Origin of the sequence: Kribbella ginsengisoli, from assembly GCF_039537185.1 — a bacterium.
Classification (GTDB): domain Bacteria; phylum Actinomycetota; class Actinomycetes; order Propionibacteriales; family Kribbellaceae; genus Kribbella; species Kribbella koreensis.
In genome coordinates, this window is record NZ_BAABAA010000002.1 from 880,939 (window position 1) to 896,839 (window position 15,901).

The 15,901-nt window shown below is 68.3% G+C and carries 18 protein-coding genes and 3 tRNA genes; 5 read left to right on the plus strand and 16 right to left on the minus strand.

Annotated features, from left to right (window positions below):
• Window positions 1-986: 986 nt before the first annotated feature.
• From rplA to ABD768_RS11580, 5 genes are all read right to left on the minus strand, one after another.
• Window positions 987-1,709 carry a 50S ribosomal protein L1 gene (gene rplA / locus ABD768_RS11560; protein WP_343976300.1) on the minus strand — a complete coding sequence of 241 codons (723 nt, stop codon included), beginning with the start codon at window positions 1,707-1,709 and terminating at the stop codon, window positions 987-989.
• Window positions 1,710-1,820: 111 nt separating this feature from the next.
• Window positions 1,821-2,252, minus strand: coding sequence for a 50S ribosomal protein L11 (rplK, locus tag ABD768_RS11565; RefSeq protein ID WP_020388147.1), 432 nt, complete (start codon window positions 2,250-2,252; stop codon window positions 1,821-1,823).
• A gap of 12 nt (window positions 2,253-2,264) precedes the next feature.
• The gene (nusG, locus tag ABD768_RS11570) at window positions 2,265-3,386 is read right to left on the minus strand and encodes a transcription termination/antitermination protein NusG (protein ID WP_425558417.1); all 1,122 of its coding nucleotides are present in this window, start codon (window positions 3,384-3,386) and stop codon (window positions 2,265-2,267) included.
• A 62-nt stretch (window positions 3,387-3,448) separates the two neighbouring features.
• A complete protein-coding gene (secE, locus tag ABD768_RS11575) occupies window positions 3,449-3,691 on the minus strand; it encodes a preprotein translocase subunit SecE (protein ID WP_328329499.1) in 243 nt (80 codons plus the stop codon).
• A 55-nt stretch (window positions 3,692-3,746) separates the two neighbouring features.
• A tRNA-Trp gene (locus ABD768_RS11580) sits at window positions 3,747-3,819 on the minus strand.
• A gap of 292 nt (window positions 3,820-4,111) precedes the next feature.
• Here ABD768_RS11580 and ABD768_RS11585 point away from each other — a divergent pair.
• From ABD768_RS11585 to ABD768_RS11595, 3 genes are all read left to right on the plus strand, one after another.
• Complete coding sequence (locus ABD768_RS11585; protein ID WP_343976294.1) at window positions 4,112-5,305, plus strand: pyridoxal phosphate-dependent aminotransferase; 1,194 nt, start codon at window positions 4,112-4,114, stop codon at window positions 5,303-5,305.
• Between the two features lie 77 nt (window positions 5,306-5,382).
• Complete coding sequence (locus tag ABD768_RS11590; RefSeq protein WP_343976291.1) at window positions 5,383-6,423, plus strand: adenosine deaminase; 1,041 nt, start codon at window positions 5,383-5,385, stop codon at window positions 6,421-6,423.
• Between the two features lie 16 nt (window positions 6,424-6,439).
• Complete coding sequence (locus ABD768_RS11595; RefSeq protein ID WP_344840133.1) at window positions 6,440-7,807, plus strand: TrpB-like pyridoxal phosphate-dependent enzyme; 1,368 nt, start codon at window positions 6,440-6,442, stop codon at window positions 7,805-7,807.
• On the opposite strand, the gene ABD768_RS11600 is transcribed toward ABD768_RS11595, so the two are convergent.
• Window positions 7,804-8,310 (minus strand): hypothetical protein, encoded by a 507-nt coding sequence (locus ABD768_RS11600; protein ID WP_343976285.1) that lies wholly within the window; start codon window positions 8,308-8,310, stop codon window positions 7,804-7,806. The two genes, ABD768_RS11595 and ABD768_RS11600, sit on opposite strands and share 4 nt — an antisense overlap.
• 127 nt (window positions 8,311-8,437) lie before the next feature.
• Between ABD768_RS11600 and ABD768_RS11605 the strand changes: the two genes are divergently transcribed.
• Window positions 8,438-9,778, plus strand: coding sequence for an NsdA family TPR-like regulatory protein (locus ABD768_RS11605; protein ID WP_343976282.1), 1,341 nt, complete (start codon window positions 8,438-8,440; stop codon window positions 9,776-9,778).
• A 7-nt stretch (window positions 9,779-9,785) separates the two neighbouring features.
• On the opposite strand, the gene ABD768_RS11610 is transcribed toward ABD768_RS11605, so the two are convergent.
• The 7 genes from ABD768_RS11610 to ABD768_RS11640 form a co-directional block, all read right to left on the minus strand.
• Entirely contained in the window at window positions 9,786-10,034 is a 249-nt protein-coding gene (locus ABD768_RS11610) for a hypothetical protein (protein ID WP_343976279.1), read from the minus strand.
• On the minus strand, window positions 10,031-11,029 hold the full coding sequence (locus tag ABD768_RS11615; protein WP_344840137.1) for a hypothetical protein: 999 nt from the start codon (window positions 11,027-11,029) through the stop codon (window positions 10,031-10,033). Before ABD768_RS11615 ends, ABD768_RS11610 begins: the two co-directional genes overlap by 4 nt.
• A 5-nt stretch (window positions 11,030-11,034) precedes the next feature.
• Window positions 11,035-11,691: a hypothetical protein gene (locus tag ABD768_RS11620; protein WP_344840140.1), complete on the minus strand. Its 657-nt coding sequence runs from the start codon at window positions 11,689-11,691 to the stop codon at window positions 11,035-11,037.
• Entirely contained in the window at window positions 11,691-12,335 is a 645-nt protein-coding gene (locus tag ABD768_RS11625; protein WP_343976270.1) for a hypothetical protein, read from the minus strand. Before ABD768_RS11625 ends, ABD768_RS11620 begins: the two co-directional genes overlap by 1 nt.
• 259 nt (window positions 12,336-12,594) lie before the next feature.
• Window positions 12,595-13,671, minus strand: coding sequence for a UDP-N-acetylmuramate dehydrogenase (locus tag ABD768_RS11630; RefSeq protein ID WP_344840143.1), 1,077 nt, complete (start codon window positions 13,669-13,671; stop codon window positions 12,595-12,597).
• Window positions 13,668-14,075: a MaoC family dehydratase gene (locus tag ABD768_RS11635; protein ID WP_343976264.1), complete on the minus strand. Its 408-nt coding sequence runs from the start codon at window positions 14,073-14,075 to the stop codon at window positions 13,668-13,670. The genes ABD768_RS11630 and ABD768_RS11635 overlap by 4 nt, the downstream gene beginning before the upstream one ends.
• Window positions 14,072-14,494 carry an FAS1-like dehydratase domain-containing protein gene (locus ABD768_RS11640; RefSeq protein ID WP_343976261.1) on the minus strand — a complete coding sequence of 141 codons (423 nt, stop codon included), beginning with the start codon at window positions 14,492-14,494 and terminating at the stop codon, window positions 14,072-14,074. The genes ABD768_RS11635 and ABD768_RS11640 overlap by 4 nt, the downstream gene beginning before the upstream one ends.
• A gap of 122 nt (window positions 14,495-14,616) precedes the next feature.
• Here ABD768_RS11640 and ABD768_RS11645 point away from each other — a divergent pair, with 122 nt between their 5' ends.
• Window positions 14,617-15,345, plus strand: coding sequence for a hypothetical protein (locus ABD768_RS11645; RefSeq protein WP_344840146.1), 729 nt, complete (start codon window positions 14,617-14,619; stop codon window positions 15,343-15,345).
• Between the two features lie 126 nt (window positions 15,346-15,471).
• On the opposite strand, the gene rpmG is transcribed toward ABD768_RS11645, so the two are convergent.
• The 3 genes from rpmG to ABD768_RS11660 all read right to left on the minus strand — a co-directional run bounded on the left by rpmG (window position 15,472) and on the right by ABD768_RS11660 (window position 15,886).
• Window positions 15,472-15,639: a 50S ribosomal protein L33 gene (gene rpmG, locus ABD768_RS11650; RefSeq protein WP_020388160.1), complete on the minus strand. Its 168-nt coding sequence runs from the start codon at window positions 15,637-15,639 to the stop codon at window positions 15,472-15,474.
• Between the two features lie 51 nt (window positions 15,640-15,690).
• Window positions 15,691-15,764: transfer RNA gene (locus ABD768_RS11655), tRNA-Met, on the minus strand.
• 49 nt (window positions 15,765-15,813) lie between these two features.
• A tRNA-Thr gene (locus ABD768_RS11660) sits at window positions 15,814-15,886 on the minus strand.
• Window positions 15,887-15,901: the final 15 nt, after the last annotated feature.

A 15,901-nucleotide genomic window follows, 5' to 3' on the forward strand; every position in this document is an offset into this window, starting at 1 on the left:
TGCCCCACCACTCCGGCCATCCCACCTGCCCCGACCTGGCCGTAGCTGCCCCCCAACAACCCACCCCAGACCAAACGGCGCGACGGTGGCGACCAGTCTGGCTATCTGCGAAGGCGGCACAACAGTCCCGCGCCCAGCACCACCCAGACGCTCACCACCGTTGCGCGGGACGCCAGCCGCTTACCTTCACCAAGCCGTGCTCACCGCAAGCGCAGCGCCCGCTCCCCGGACAGCCGACGGCTCCAAGCAACGCAGGAGCCCGCCCGCCAGTACCACCCCGGAGGTCCGTCCCCCGCCTTAACAAGCGGCCGTCAGCCCCGCGCCCAGCACCACCCCACACGCTCACCACCGTTGCGCGAGACGCCAGCCGCTTACCTTCACTAGGCAGGCGACGCAGCGAGCCCACCCCGCCAGCACCACCCCAGCCGATCACCCTTGCGTGAGACGCCGACCACCCGCGCTCGGCCGCCACCACGCACGCTCGCCCTCCTCGAGATCCGAGCTACCCCGCCCCGACCAAGCACCCATGCACCAGCACGCGCAACCCAGCACCACACCGGACACTCGCCCGCAGCATGAGCACCCCGCCGTCCTGCTCACACCTAGCCGGCTGGCGCAGGAGCACACCACCCGGTACCACGCCAGGCGGCTCCCCGACGCCCGACCTCGCTCTCACCAAGCGGGCGAAGCACGCGCGCACTCGCAGGTGGGCGGGCGGGAGCGTCCGGAGCAGCGAGCGGCGCAGAGCGCGTGGGGACAGCACCACCCCAGACGGTCGCCTCTGCGCGGGACAGCACCCAGCTCTCACCAAGCGGGCGCAGCACGCGCGCACTCGCAGAAGAGCGGGCGCAGCACGCATGTGCTCGCAAAAGGGCGGGCGGGAGCGCCCGGAGCAGGGAGCAGCGTGCAGCGCGGGGCGCGTGGGGACAGCAGAACGCCCCGGTCGGGAGACCGGGGCGTTCTGGTGAAGACGAAAAGCGGGAGGCTCAGGCCTCGACGTTCTCCTCGAGCAGGTTGCGGGTCAGGTTGGGGTCAACCTGGACGCCCGGACCCATCGTCGTCGAGAAGACGGTCTTCTTGATGTAGCGACCCTTCGAGCTGGAGGGCTTCAGCCGGAGAATCTCCTCCAGTGCGGCGCCGTAGTTCTCCACCAGCTGGGCCTCGTCGAAGGAGACCTTGCCGATGATGAAGTGCAGGTTCGCGTGCCGGTCGACGCGGAACTCGATCTTGCCGCCCTTGATGTCGGTGACAGCCTTCGTCACGTCCGGGGTGACGGTGCCGGTCTTCGGGTTCGGCATCAGACCACGCGGTCCGAGCACGCGACCCAGCCGGCCGACCTTGCCCATCATGTCCGGGGTGGCGACGACGGCGTCGAAGTCGAGCCAGCCGTCGGTGACCTTCTTGATCATGTCGTCGTCACCGACGTAGTCGGCGCCGGCGGCCAGTGCGGCCTCGGCCTTCTCACCGGTGGCGAAGACGAGGACCCGTGCCGTCTTGCCGGTACCGTGCGGAAGGTTGACGGTGCCGCGCACCATCTGGTCGGCCTTGCGAGGGTCGACCCCGAGCCGCATCGCGACGTCGATGGTCGAGTTGAACTTCTTGCCGGTCGCACCCTGCTTGGCGAGCTTGATCGCCTCGAGCGGGGTGTACAGGTGGTCGAAGTCGATCTTTTCCGCGATCGCGCGGTAGCTCTTGCTGCGCTGTGCCATTTCAAATCTCCTGTTTGCGGACGGCAACTCGTCGTCCGATGTGGTCTTGACGGGCGAACTGATCGCCCTTCCACTCCTGCTGGCTCACCGAGGTGAACCGGAAAGAGGTGCTTACTTCTCGATCGTGACGCCCATCGAGCGCGCGGTGCCCTCGATGATCTTCATCGCGGCGTCGATGTCGCGCGCGTTCAGGTCGGGCATCTTGGTGGTGGCGATCTCGCGGACCTGGTCCTTGGTGATCTTGCCGACCTTGTCCTTCTGCGGGACGGCCGAACCCTTCTGCAGGCCCGCGGCCTTCTTGATCATCTCCGGCGCCGGCGGCGTCTTGGTGATGAACGTGAAGGAGCGGTCTTCGTAGATGGTGATCTCGACCGGCACGACGTTTCCGCGCATGGACTCCGTCTGGGCGTTGTACGCCTTGCAGAACTCCATGATGTTGACGCCGTGCGGACCGAGCGCGGTACCGACCGGCGGGGCCGGCGTCGCGGCGCCGGCCTGGAGCTGCACCTTCACGAGGGCAGCGATCTTCTTCTTGGGAGGCATTCTCTCGGGTCCTTAGACTTTCTGGATCTGGCTGAAGCTGAGTTCCACCGGGGTCTCCCGGCCGAAGATCTCCACCAGCGCCTTGATCCGCTGGGCGTCGGCATTGATCTCCGTGATGGTGGCGTGCAGGGTCGCGAACGGCCCGTCGACGACCATGACCGAGTCGCCCACACCGAAGTCGGCGACCTCGACCTTCTTCTTGGCCGCGGTCTTGGTGGGTGCGGCGCCGGTCTCGGCAGCCGCTGCCTCGGCCGCCGCCACGACGGCCGGAGCGAGCATCTTCTCGACCTCTTCGAGGCTGAGCGGGACCGGCTTCTGGCTGTTCCCGACGAAACCGGTCACCGACGGCGTGTGCCGCACGGTCGACCAGGACTCGTCCGTCAGGTCCATCCGGACCAGCACGTAGCCGGGGAGCACGGTGCGCTTGACCATCCGGCGCTGCCCGTTCTTGATCTCGGCGACCTCTTCGGTCGGCACGACGATCTCGAAGATGAAGTCCTCCATGTTCAGGGAGTTGATCCGGTTCTCGAGGTTGCCCTTGACCCGGTTCTCCATCCCTGAGTACGTGTGCACCACGTACCAGTCGCCGATCTGGGAGCGCAGCGTGGCGCGCAGCTCCTCCAGCGGGTCGCCCGGCTCGGCCGGCTCGACCTCTTCTTCGGCTTCGTCCTCGTCAGCAGAGTCGGAGTCGGAGTCGTCACCGGCGGACGAGAAGACGACCTCGTCGACCTCGGGCTCCGACTCGGTGGTGTCGTCCGGAGCCGTCTCGGCGGTCTCCTCGGCGAGCTCGTCCGCGGCGTCGTCGATGTCGGCCTCGGTGACCACCTCGGCGTCCTCCGCGTCGTCGGCGGCCGCTACGACCACCACCGGCTCGTCGTCGGAGTCGTCCTCGTCGGCCGTACCGTCCTCGGCCTCGTCGTCAGCCGCGTACTCGCTGTCGGCGGCCAGTGGCACGTCGTCATCGTCGCCGACCTCGACCTCGATGTCCTTGAACAGGTCGTCGTCGTCATCGTCGTCGGAGTCGTCGAAACCCAAGTCGAGATCGAGGTCGTCGTCGGAGTCAGCGGATACGTCGAACTCGTCCTCGTCGAGGACCTCGTCGTCGCGCTGGTCGGACACGTTGTACTCCGTCATCTGTGCATCGGGTGGTGGAACCGGGGTGGGCTCCGGCTGTGGTGCGGGCGGCGGCTGTGGCGTCAGCCGAAGATCTTGAACATCGCCCAGCCGAAGGCGAGGTCGAGCACCGACACGATCGCGATGACGAACACCACGAAGGTCAGTACGACCACGAAGTAGGTGGACAGCTGCTTGCGGGTCGGCCAGACCACCTTGCGGAGCTCGGCGACCACCTGGCGGTAGAAGCGCAGCAGGCGGTTTCCGCCCTTGCTCTCCGCAGGCTTGCCGGCGCCGGACGGTGCCGGGGTGCGCGTCTCCGTCACGACCTACCTCTTTCGCTAGCGGCGGCCTGACCGGCCTTGTACCGATCAGGATTTGCAGGGCACGAGGGACTTGAACCCCCAACCTTCGGTTTTGGAGACCGATGCTCTGCCAGTTGAGCTAGTGCCCTCTGCAAAGTTCCGAACGCCGCCGGACCTGATCTCGGGCATGCCGAGTCAGGGCCATCAACGCCCAGACCAGAAGAGTGTACGGGGTCGGGGCCACCTGGTCGAACTGAGCCCCAGGCTGCTCCGGGTCCCCACCACGGCGGCGAACCTCCGTGGACTTCGGGCCGGACGTCGTACTGCGGGCAGAACCTTACCGTCTCCACGCCCTTGCAACGCCAGGGGGGCCACCATGGTTCCGGTCACCAGGCGATACCCGGATGTGACCAGCGGCCGGTCAGTGCCAGGATGGGGCCCATGGTCTCCCGCATCTCCGCACGTATCGGTGCAATCAGTGAATCGGCCACCCTCGCTGTCGACGCGAAGGCGAAGGCCCTCAAGGCGGCCGGCCGTCCGGTCATCGGCTTCGGCGCCGGCGAGCCGGACTTCCCGACCCCGGACTACATCGTCGAGGCGGCCGTCGTGGCCGCCCGCGATCCGAAGAACCACCGCTACAGCCCGGCGGGTGGTCTGCCCGAGCTGAAGCAGGCCATCGTCGAGAAGACGAAGCGGGATTCGGGGTACGAGATCGAGGCGAGCCAGGTGCTCGTCACCAACGGCGGCAAGCACGCCGTCTACAACACGTTCGCCACCCTGCTCGACCCGGGCGACGAGGTGCTGCTGCCCGCGCCGTACTGGACGACGTACCCGGAGACGATCCAGCTGGCCGGCGGCGTGCCGGTCGAGGTGCTCGCCGACGAGAGCCAGAACTACCTGGTCACCGTCGAGCAGCTGGAGGCGGCCCGGACCGAGAAGACGAAGGCGCTGCTGTTCTGCTCGCCGTCGAACCCGACCGGCGCGGTGGACACCCCGGAGGCGATCGAGGCGATCGGCCGCTGGGCGCTGGAGCACGACATCTGGGTGATCACCGACGAGATCTACGAGCACCTCACCTACGGCGACACCAAGTCGACCTCGCTGCCGGTCGCCGTACCGGAGCTCGCCGACCAGACCGTCGTGCTGAACGGCGTCGCCAAGACCTACGCGATGACCGGCTGGCGGGTCGGCTGGATGATCGGGCCGAAGGACGTCATCAAGGCCGCGACGAACCTGCAGTCGCACCAGACCTCGAACGTCTGCAACGTCGCCCAGCGGGCCGCGATCGCGGCGCTGACGGCCGACCTGAGCGCCGTCGAGGAGATGAAGGTCGCCTTCGACCGCCGGCGCAAGCTGATGGTCCAGCTGCTCAACGACATCCCCGGCATCGAGTGCCCGGAGCCGACCGGCGCGTTCTACGCCTACCCGTCGGTCAAGGGCGTGCTCGGCAAGGAGATCAACGGCAAGGTCGCGAACACCTCGACCGACCTGGCCGGCATCATCCTCGACGAGGTCGAGGTCGCGGTCGTGCCCGGCGAGGCGTTCGGCGCGCCCGGCTACCTGCGGCTGTCCTACGCACTCGGCGACGCGGATCTGACCGAGGGCATCGGCCGGATCGCCAAGCTGCTCGGCTGACCACCGGCCGGCCCCTGGCCGACCACTGGCAGACCGCCCGGTTTCTTCTCCGGGCGGTCTGTCGGTAACCTTCTGTAATGACGGATCGGGACCTGCGGCTGCTGCCGAAGACCCACCTGCACCTGCACTTCAGCGGGTCGATGCGGCACCTCACGCTGGTCGAGCTCGCCGACAAGCACGGCGTCCGGCTGCCCGACGCCCTGCGCACCGACTGGCCGCCGCAGCTGTCCGCGGCCGACGAGCGCGGCTGGTTCCGCTTCCAGCGCCTGTACGACGTCGCCCGGTCGGTCCTGCGCACCGAGGAAGACGTCCGTCGCCTGGTCCGCGAAGCCGCCGAGGACGATCGCGCCGACGGCTCCCGCTGGCTCGAGATCCAGGTCGACCCGTCCGGGTATGCGAGCCGTTTCCGCGGCATCACCGAGTTCACCGATCTGGTACTCGACGCAGCCCGCGACGCATCCGCGAGCACCGGCATCTCGGTCCAGGTCGTGATCGCCGCCAACCGCACGCGACATCCCCTCGACGCCCGGACCCTGGCCCGGCTCGCCGCGCAGTACGTCGGCCGTGGAGTCGTCGGCTTCGGACTCTCCAACGACGAGCGGCGCGGTACTACGTCCGAGTTCGCCCCGGCGTTCCGCATCGCCCACCACGCGGGCCTGCTGGCCGCACCTCATGGCGGCGAGCTCTGCGGTCCGGCGACCGTGCGGACGTGTCTCGACGAGCTGGGTGCCGGCCGGATCGGTCACGGTGTGCGAGTCGTCGAGGACCCCGACCTGCTGAAGCGGGTGGTCGACGCACAGGTCGCGCTGGAGGTCTGCCCGGCGTCCAACGTGTCGCTGGGGGTGTACCGGCGACCGGAGGACGTGCCGCTGCGGCAGTTGTACGAGGCGGGCGCCCGGATCGCGTTGGGGGCCGACGACCCGCTGCTGTTCGGGTCGCGGCTGGCGGAGCAGTACGAGACGGCCCGGAGCGTGCACGGCTTCACCGATGTCGAGCTGGCCGGCCTGGCGAAGGGCTCGGTGCTCGCGTCGACGGCGCCTCCCGAAGTACAGAAGAGTTTGCTCGGTGAGATCGACACGTGGCTCGGCGTCGACACTCTGGAAAAGGCTGGGCTGTAGGCCTTACTTTGCGTTCATGACGCCGACGAAGATCCTGCTGCCCGAAGACGAGCTGCCGACCCGCTGGTACAACGTGCTGCACGATCTGCCGACGCCAGCGCCGCCGGTGCTGCATCCCGGCACCGGGCAGCCCGTGGGGCCGGACGACCTGGCGCCGCTGTTCCCGATGGACCTGATCCTGCAAGAGGTGTCGCAGGAGCAGTACGTCGACATCCCCGGTGAGGTGCTCGACGTCTACCGGCTGTGGCGGCCGAGTCCGCTCTATCGGGCGCATCGGCTGGAGAAGGCGCTCGATACGCCGGCCCGGATCTACTACAAGTACGAAGGCGTGTCGCCGGCCGGGTCGCACAAGCCGAATACGGCGGTGCCGCAGGCGTACTACAACGCCAAGTCGGGGGTCCGGAAGCTCACGACCGAGACTGGCGCTGGTCAGTGGGGCACCGCGCTGGCCTTCGCCTGCGCGCAGTACGGGCTGGATTGCGAGGTCTGGCAGGTGCGGGCTTCGTACGACCAGAAGCCGTACCGGCGGACGATGATGGAGGTGTTCGGCGCGACCGTGCACCCGAGCCCGTCGGACCTGACCGAGTCGGGGCGGAAGATCCTCGCCGAGAATCCTGACTCCACCGGCTCACTCGGGATCGCGATCAGCGAGGCCGTCGAGATGGCGGTCGCCGATCCTGACGTGCACTACGCGCTCGGCAGCGTGCTCAACCACGTGCTGCTGCACCAGACGATCATCGGTGAGGAAGCGCTGATGCAGCTCGCGATGGTCGGCGAGACTCCCGACGTACTGGTCGGCTGCACCGGTGGCGGGTCGAACTTCGGCGGCCTTGCGTTTCCGTTCCTCAGGGAGAAGTGGGCGGGGCGGATGTCTCCCGTGGTACGGGCCGTGGAGCCGGCCGCGTGTCCGTCACTGACGCAGGGCACGTACGCCTACGACTTCGGCGACACGATCGGGATGACGCCGCTGATGAAGATGCACACGCTCGGGCACGACTTCGTCCCGGATCCGATCCACGCCGGCGGACTCCGGTACCACGGGATGAGCCCGCTGATCAGCCACCTCTACGAGACGGGCGAGATCGAGGCGATCGCGAAGCCACAGTCGGAGTGTTTCGCGGCGGGCGTGCTGTTCGCGCGGTCGGAGGGCATCGTGCCGGCGCCGGAGCCGACGCATGCGCTGGCCGCGGCGATCGAGGAGGCGCAGCGGTGCAAGGAGTCGGGCGAGTCGAAGGTGATTCTCACGGCGCTCTGCGGGCACGGGCATCTGGATCTGGCGGCGTACGACGCCTATCTGTCCGGCGCGATGACCGACCGGGCCTGGGACGACGCCGACTTGCAGGCCTCGGTCGCGGCGGCGCTGGAGAAGCTGCCTGCGGTCTAGAAGCGGCGCCACCAGGGTTTGGGGGTCTTCGAGGGGGCGCTGAGCCAGTCCTCGGGGACCGCCCAGCCCTTGGCGGCGATCGCGTCGAAGTACTGGATCTTGAGGGTGTCCGGCAGCCAGTACGTCGCTCTGCTCTTGTCGGTCACCTCGAAATAGGTGGTCCGCCGGCCGCGGCTCCAGACGGTGGCCAGGTCGGAGCAGTACGCGAGCCGGGTGAAGTCCCAGCGGGCCTGCACGTCATCCAGGTCGTACTTGCGCTCGGCGACGACCAGGAGCCGGCGCTGCGGCTTCGGTTCGTTGCCGATGGCATCGATCAAATCCCGGACGACGGCCCGGTCGTCGGTCATCTCCTCGGGCAGGTACAGCTCTCTGGGGTCGAGCGACGCGGTCTCGAGCCGGGGGCGGGCGACCTCGAGGAAGGTCTCCAGCAGGGCGAACGCCTCTTCGGCCCGCCCGAACCGGCGCAGCTCGGCGCGCAACGTCGTCACTGCTTCTTCGGCCATCTGCCAAAGCCTAAGCGGGGTTGGGAAACGGGGCAGCTCGGGGCACCGCGGGGCAGCTTGGGGCAGCTCCTCCACAGGGGCCCTGAACACCGTCGCGGAGCGTGTCCGGGCACCTACAGTTACCGTCATGCCAGAGTCGAACGAGTTGTTGCGAGCCGCCCGGGAACGGACGCCGTCCCCCAACACGCCGGGCGCCCACCTGTCCCGCGCGGAACTGGCCGAGGCGGTCTGCGCCTGGCTGTGGGCCACCACCGATACGCGGTACGAGCTGGACGGGCACTACATCGCCAAACTCGAACGCGGCGCGGTGCGCTGGCCGGGTGCGGCGTACCGGGCCGGGCTGCGGGAGGTGCTGCACGTCGCCACCGACAGCGAGCTGGGCTTCGGCCAGGCCGGGACATTGGGACCGCTGGGCCCGGAGCTGACCACTTGCTCCATGGCCGGGATGGAGGACCAGCTGATCGACGCGGGCGACCAGTCGGTCTCGCTGCTCGCCCTGGCCGAGGAGTCGAACGTCGGCGGCCTCACCGTCGAGCAGTTGCATGCCGACATCCAGCGGATCGCGCAGAACTACCTCAAGGTGCCGACCAAGGCTCTGTTCCAGCGCAGCATCGCCGTCCGCGACCGCGCCTTCAAGCTGCTCGGCGGCCGACAGCCACCGCAGCAGACCCGCGACCTGTACGCCGCAGCCGGCTGGGCACTGACCCTGCTCGGGTGGATGTCGGTCGACCTGGGTCGCCCGGAGGTCGCGGAGAGCCATACCCGGACAGCCTGGGCATGCGCCGATGCCTCCGGCTACGACGAGCTGCGCGCCTGGGTCCGCGCCACCCAGCACACGGCCGCCTTCTGGCAGGACGACATCGACCACGCGGTGGACTTCGCCCTGGACGGCCTGCGGTACGCCTCCGGTACCTCCGCCCTGTTCCTGGCGTCGGCCGCCGCCCTGGACCTGGCCCGAGCCGGCCGCACCGACGAGGCCCGCACCATGCTCGACCAGGCCAAGCGCACCACCCCCGACCCGGCCGCACCAGAGGTAGGCGGCCTCTTCCTCTGCACCCCAGAGCGTGCCGAGGGCCTCTGGTCCGACGCCTACCTGACGCTGGGCCACCCCGACCTGACCCTCGAGCACGCCAACCGCAGCGTCGCCCTCTTCGAGTCGGCCCCGCACGCCCTGCGCAACCACGGCTCCGAACGCATGACCCGCCTCCAGCAGGTCAAGGCCCACCTCCTCCTGGGAGAGCTGGACGGCGCCCGCGAAACCCTCATCCCAGTCCTGGAGACCCGCACGGAGTACCGGATGCGCCCCCTGATCCACCGCATCAGCGAGGTGGCGGCGATGACCACCACCCGCAGCTACGTCGACGCCCCCGCGGCCCAGGCACTCCGCAACAGCATCCTCGACTTCACCCGCCACCCGGCCACGGTCCGCAGCCCCTTGGACCAGGAAACCGGCAAGGCGCTGGCCTGACCGGCCGTCACTTCCCGGTGAAGGCGGCGATCAGGTACAGGACCACGAGAACGCCGACGTTCAGCCCGCCGCCGAGAACCAACGGCCCGGGCGTCTTGCGAAGGAGCACCACGGCAGCCACCACGCCCAGCAGTGCCACCGGGAGAGCGAAGATCACCCCGAACAGCAGGCCGACGACCAGCGCCACCAGTGCCAGCCCGCCGACCGCCAGCAACGGCCGCCGCCGCACCGCCGAGTCGTTCGTCGTCGGCATCATGGGACCTCCGCTGTGTTCTTGCGGTGTCGCAGCAACCGTCGAAGCCCGAAGGTCAGCGTCAACAGCGCCACCGGGATGATCAACCACCAGCGTACCCGATCAGGGCCTCGCGGACCGGCCAGAATACTGATCTCACCGCCCGCCGGATTGTAACTGCCGATAGCCCGGACAGCGACCCGGTATTCGCCCGCGCTGTCGACCTTGATGACGAATTTCCCGCGTATTCCGGAGCCCACTCCGGGGAATTTCTGATGGGATTCCCCGACCACCGACATTCCCGATCGCAAAGGACTCAGTTCGACGTCGATCGGGGCGTCGGGATGCCCGCCGCGACGGCTGACCCCGAACGGAACCTCGATGGTTTCACCGACCGCCGCCACCAGCGCCTTGTCCGGTGTCCCCAGCCCGATCTCGTCCGGCTGGGCCTTGGTCAGTTCGAGGCCGGAGGTCGGCATCACCTCCACCGAGGTCAGTCCGGCGGCCTTCTCGGCTTCGATCCGGAACGAGAGCACGTTCACCTTGCCCGGGATCAAGCCACCGTCCTGGGCGTAGTTGACGAACTGCTCGGTCACCTCGGCCGCGTCCGTCGTCCGGGTCCGTCGGCCGCCGAGCAGGGACAGGCTGCTCACCGTCGCCTGTCCCTGCTCGACCGAGAAGTCCACCCGGGCGCCGGTGAAGCCGTTCATGTCACCGACCACCGCCCACTCGCCGCGCGCCTGGGCGGCGAACCGCAAGCGCAGGTCCAGCTTCATCAGGAACCAGTCCGGCTTGCCGTTCGCCGCACCCTCCGGAAGACGGAACTTCACGTCGTACCGCTGACCTTTGGCGCCGACCAACTGGACGCCGGTGCGCGCCGCCGGGTCGAGGTCTGCCACCGGCCACGACGCCTTCGAGGGTTCGATCGTCACCGGGGCCGGCGCCTCGGCCGCAGTAGCGACCGAGGCGGAGCACGGCAGGGCAAGACCGATGGCCAGCACTGCGAGGACTCTGCGCACGCCGCTCACATCCGGATGTAGGTGGCGTACCCGTCGCACTGCCAACGGTGCTTCTTGTTGCGTGGATCGAGGTGGTACGGCTCGTAGTTGTAGAAGTAGCTGTAGTTCCGCAGCACCGTGTAGCCCTTGCTCGCGAACCGGTTGGCGACGTCTGCCTCGGTTCCGTTGGTGTCCCCGTAGTAGTCGGCGCAGAGTTCGTTGAAGTCCTTGTGCGTCGTCGCGAAGACCCAGTAGCCCAGCCCGGTGGTGTACATCCGGTCATCCGCGTCGGCGTAGATCCGGAAGTGCCGGGTGTCACCGAAGCAACTGGGGGTGTCCGTCTTCGGTCCCCGGTCGGAGTCGTAGTAACCGCCGGCGCCGTCGTTCATGAAGGCGTACATCGAGCCGCCCGAGAACGGGTAGGAGAACCGCATCGCCGAGGAGTTCTTCACCTTGTCGACCTCGGCGTTGTTGTAGAACAGCAACGTCACGTTCCAGTCGACCTTGTCCCAGCCGGCCCCGACCTTGGTGGTGAAGTCGTAGTTCCAGAACAGGTCGGTACCCATCCGCAGCCCCTGCGCGTTGCCTGCCTCGGCCGCCCGGGCGATCATCGGGCCGGAGACCGAGCTGACCAGAACCAGGGCACCTGCCAGCGCGGCCAGCCGCTTGAATCGCGTTCCCATCACTGATCACCGTCTCCGGTCGGGGTCGGCCGCGGTGTCGTCTCCGGGCCAGGAGTGAAGACGGCGCCTTCGGTGGCGATCGGATCGACCTCGACCACCGCCTGGGTGTCGAAGGAGACGATCATGGTGAATTTCTGCAGGTTCGTCAGCTTGACCTGGATGGTCGACGGCTGGCCGTCGGCGGTCAGCACCGGCAACCGCGACATCAAGGTGTTGATCGGCCGGCTCAGCGTGATGTCGTAGATCGCACCGTGCATCACGCCGGTGTCGTCGTCTCGCCAGGCCCCGAACTGGTCGACCGTGTACGGCAGGCTGCTCGCGCTCTTCTTCTTGAGCGCGCTGCCCAGAACCGTGCTGTTCTGCAGGATCGTCTCGGCTTGCACCCGTTGAGCGGCGGTGAGCGCGTACCGCTGGTTCAGGGTCGCGATGTCGCGACTGGCCGCCCCCGCGTTCGGATCGACCGGCACACTGCCGGTGGCGTCCGGGGGCTGTCGCAGGTCCACCTGCCCCGAGCCCGGGCTGCCCGGTTTGACCACCGGATCGCCCTCGGCCACCGTCAGATGCGCGATGGCGTTCCCGGCCGGCGTGAAGCCCACCGCCAGCGCGGCGACCGCCGCCAGCGCGAGTATTCGTTTTCTCTGCATCGTGTTCCCACCCTCCAGAGAGCTCCGCCCGGAAGGAGAACCGGTCGCGGGGACACGCGACGACACAGCGGTGGCGCGGGACAACAAAGAATCGTGGCCAATGCATTTGCCGCGATTACCGCTGCGCTCGAGCCGGGCCTGTGCGAATTCGGGCGGATTGACTCGCACACGAATACAGCGTCATTGCCGCGAAAAATCGAATCAAGAGCGCGGCGCTGCAACAAGCAGCAACCACATCCCCGACGAATTGATCAGCGCGTCAGAGGGCGCAGTTCACCAGGACCGGTTCGTTGACGAGGGTGATGTTGAAGGCGTGGTGGACCTGGGTGCGGACGTGGGTGGCCAGGGCCAGGAGTTCCTTCGAGGTGGCGTTGCCTCGGTTGGTCAGCGCCAGAGTGTGTTTGGTGGAGACGGCGGCGTTGCCGATGGAGAAGCCCTTGGCGATGCCGGCGTGCTCGATCAGCCAGGCGGCGCTGGTCTTGATGCGGCCGTCGGGTTGGGGCCATTGGGGGGCGCCGGCGGGGACGTCGGCGGTGGTGTCCAGGAGGGGGTTGGTGAAGAAGGAGCCGGCTGACCAGGTGTCGTGGTCGGTCTCGTCCAGGACCATGCCTTTGCTGCGGCGGAGGGCCAGGACGGCTTCGCGGACCTCGGTCATGGGGGCTCGGGAGCCGGGCTCTACGTCCAGGGTGCGGGCGAGTTCGGCGTAGCCGATCGGGGCGGAGAGGTCACCCAGGGGGAGCTGGAAGGCGACCTCCAGTACGGCGTACCGGGTCGGGTCGGCCTTGAAGCGGGAGTTGCGGTAGGTGAAGCCGCAGTTGGCGGCGAAGATCGTGCGTACTGCGTTGTCGACCCGGTCCCAGACGCGGACCGAGGCGATCGTCTCGGCGACCTCGTGGCCGTAGGCGCCGACGTTCTGGACCGGTGTCGAGCCGGCCAGCCCGGGGATGCCGGACATCGACTCCAGGCCGCTCCACTCCTCGGCGATCGCGCGCTGGACGACGGCGTCCCAGTCCTCGCCGGCCTGGATGTGGATCATCGCGCCGGAGCAGGCGTCCGCGTCGACCCGGATGCCGCGGGTGGCGATCTTGATGACCGTGCCGCGGAAGCCCTCGTCGCCGATCACCACGTTGCTGCCGCCGGACAGCAGCAGCACCGGCTGGGATGCGGCGTCGGCCTCGCGGACCGCGTCGATCAGTTCCTGCTCGGTGGTCACCTCGACCAGGCGGTCGGCGGGTCCGCCGATCCGCAACGTGGTGAAGTCCGCCAGCCGGACATCCTTGGAGATGGTTGCCCCGGCAGCCGTGGCGCCGGTGACAGGAACGTTCGGAGTGGTCACGGGAGTCGCACGACCGCTCGGGCGCGGCCCAGGACTTTTTCTTCGCCGGCCAGGGCGGTGATGTCGATCTCGGCGTGGCCGTCGGTCAGCTTGTCGACCTTGGCCGAGAACGTGACGGTCGCGCCCTTGTCGTCGTCCGGTACGACGACGAACTTGGTGAACCGCACCCCGTACTCGACCAGATCCGCCGGGTCGTCCAGCCAGTCGGTGACGACCCGGGCCGCGCTCGCCATCGTGAGCATGCCGTGCGCGATCACGCCGGGCAGCCCGAGGGCCGCGGCCATCCGGTCGTTCCAGTGGATCGGGTTGAAGTCGCCGCTCGCACCGGCGTACCGGACCAGGTCCTCGCGCCGCAGCGTGACGGTCAGCGGCGGCAGCTCGAAACCCACCTCGACGGTGCTCATGAGTCCGCCCGGTTGTGCGAGATCGTCGACGTGGAGGTGGCGATCGGCTCGCCGTCCACGGTGGTCAGCGCGGTCTCGTACATGATCACCTCGACGTCACCGGCCTTGCGCACGGTGGTGATGGTGGCGGTCGCGGCGATCTCGTCGCCGGCCTTGATCGGGCGGGTGTAGCTGAACTTCTGCGCGCCGTGCACGATCCGGTCCAGCCGCAGCCCGAGCTCCTCGTCCGCGAGCAACTCCAGCAGCGCCGGGTTGGCGACCATGAAGGCGAAGGTCGGCGGCGCGACCGCGTTCACCCCCCGGTACGCCGGGTTGGGGTCGCCGATCGCGTCGGCGAACTCCCGGATCTTCTCCCGGCCGACCTGGTAGGACTCGGCGGCCGAATAGCTCCGGCCGACCATCGTGGCGTCGATCGTCATGTCCAGTAACCCTACTGGCAGACTGGGAGCCGAGTGCCGCCACCCACTCCTCCCGAGACGGAAAGGGCAGGACACGCGTGACGGCAGACAGTGTCGTTTCAAAGCGCGGAGGTGTAGCCGCTTTGGCCCGCTACGCCCCGAGGTACGGGCTGGAGATCGGTGAGCCGAGCGGGACGGACTGGCTCCGGGTCGACCGGCTGCTCGAGCCGGACGGTCCCGAACTGACCGAGCTGCTCAAACGCGACCACGACGCGAGCGACCACGTCTCGGCCCACGCGAACGCGCTCAGCCTGATGTCCTTCTACGCGGGCCGTGCCCCGGCGACCGCGCTGCTGCTCTGGGCCCTCGAAGGCCGCGTGCTCGACATCCGCCCGCACAACCTCTGGGTGAAGCCGCATGACGGCCACGGCATCGCCTCAGTCGCCATCCGCTCCGCCGACTTCCTCCCCGGCGGCCTGCAGACCCTGTACGACGTGGTGCTGACCCAGCACCTGCTCCCCCTCTCGGCCGAGCTTCACCGCCGGACCCGGGCCGGCCTGCGCCAGCTCCACGGCGGGGTGGCCGCCGGATGCGCCATGGCCTTCTGCGCCGCCACCCGCGAGCAGGAGACGGTCGCCCCGTCCTACCTCCTCGAACGCTGGCAGACCTTCGTCGCCAAGGCCCCGGCCGGGCTGGCCCGCCTGGGCGAGGTCACGGAGGCGGCCGGCAAGCTCGTGTACCTCCGCAACACCTGCTGCCTCTACTACACGAGCGTCAAGGGCTGCGGGACAGTCTGCGGCTCCTGCTGCCTCACGCCTCGCGAGGACCGGCTGACCGCCTACGAGGCCGGCAAACCCATCCTCACCGTCTGACCCAAACCCCTTACGTCCGAAGAAGTCGAGTGACGTCCCTCCACTTCTTCGGACGTAAGGGGTTTGGGACAGCGAAAGGCCCGCTTCACTGGGAGTGAAGCGGGCCTGACGTGAAGACTGCTGAGATCAGCGGGTCTCGCGGTGATCGGTGTGGTCGTTGCAGCGGGCGCAGTACTTCTTCAGCTCAAGACGGTCCGGGTCGTTGCGCCGGTTCTTCTTGGTGATGTAGTTGCGCTCCTTGCAGACCGTGCACGCAAGGGTGATCTTCGGGCGGACGTCGCTTGCCTTAGCCATTACTGCCTCTTTTGTCTGGAACGCGCAACTGGAGTGATCGCGTTCTCGAAGTAGCGGGGGCGGGAGTCGAACCCGCGACACCACGATTATGAGCCGTGTGCTCTAACCACCTGAGCTACCCCGCCGGGTAAGTCCGCCATCCCACCCGGGCGACCGGGTGGGACGCGATCTCTGAGCCCCTTTACGGAATCGAACCGTAGACCTTCTCCTTACCATGGAGACGCTCTGCCGACTGAGCTAAAGGGGCGGGCCGAGGAGAGAG

Excerpts from the sequence above, each read along its gene's own strand:
- ABD768_RS11610 (WP_343976279.1), bottom strand. The coding sequence starts at position 10,034 with ATGATGCCGACGACGAACGACTCGGCGGTGCGGCGGCGGCCGTTGCTG.
- ABD768_RS11585 (WP_343976294.1), top strand. The coding sequence starts at position 4,112 with ATGGTCTCCCGCATCTCCGCACGTATCGGTGCAATCAGTGAATCGGCC.
- ABD768_RS11595 (WP_344840133.1), top strand. The coding sequence starts at position 6,440 with ATGACGCCGACGAAGATCCTGCTGCCCGAAGACGAGCTGCCGACCCGC.
- ABD768_RS11590 (WP_343976291.1), top strand. The coding sequence starts at position 5,383 with ATGACGGATCGGGACCTGCGGCTGCTGCCGAAGACCCACCTGCACCTG.
- ABD768_RS11640 (WP_343976261.1), bottom strand. The coding sequence starts at position 14,494 with ATGACGATCGACGCCACGATGGTCGGCCGGAGCTATTCGGCCGCCGAG.
- ABD768_RS11625 (WP_343976270.1), bottom strand. The coding sequence starts at position 12,335 with ATGCAGAGAAAACGAATACTCGCGCTGGCGGCGGTCGCCGCGCTGGCG.
- ABD768_RS11635 (WP_343976264.1), bottom strand. The coding sequence starts at position 14,075 with ATGAGCACCGTCGAGGTGGGTTTCGAGCTGCCGCCGCTGACCGTCACG.
- ABD768_RS11600 (WP_343976285.1), bottom strand. The coding sequence starts at position 8,310 with ATGGCCGAAGAAGCAGTGACGACGTTGCGCGCCGAGCTGCGCCGGTTC.
- rplA (WP_343976300.1), bottom strand. The coding sequence starts at position 1,709 with ATGGCACAGCGCAGCAAGAGCTACCGCGCGATCGCGGAAAAGATCGAC.
- rpmG (WP_020388160.1), bottom strand. The coding sequence starts at position 15,639 with ATGGCTAAGGCAAGCGACGTCCGCCCGAAGATCACCCTTGCGTGCACG.
- ABD768_RS11605 (WP_343976282.1), top strand. The coding sequence starts at position 8,438 with ATGCCAGAGTCGAACGAGTTGTTGCGAGCCGCCCGGGAACGGACGCCG.
- ABD768_RS11620 (WP_344840140.1), bottom strand. The coding sequence starts at position 11,691 with ATGGGAACGCGATTCAAGCGGCTGGCCGCGCTGGCAGGTGCCCTGGTT.
- nusG (WP_425558417.1), bottom strand. The coding sequence starts at position 3,386 with ATGACGGAGTACAACGTGTCCGACCAGCGCGACGACGAGGTCCTCGAC.
- rplK (WP_020388147.1), bottom strand. The coding sequence starts at position 2,252 with ATGCCTCCCAAGAAGAAGATCGCTGCCCTCGTGAAGGTGCAGCTCCAG.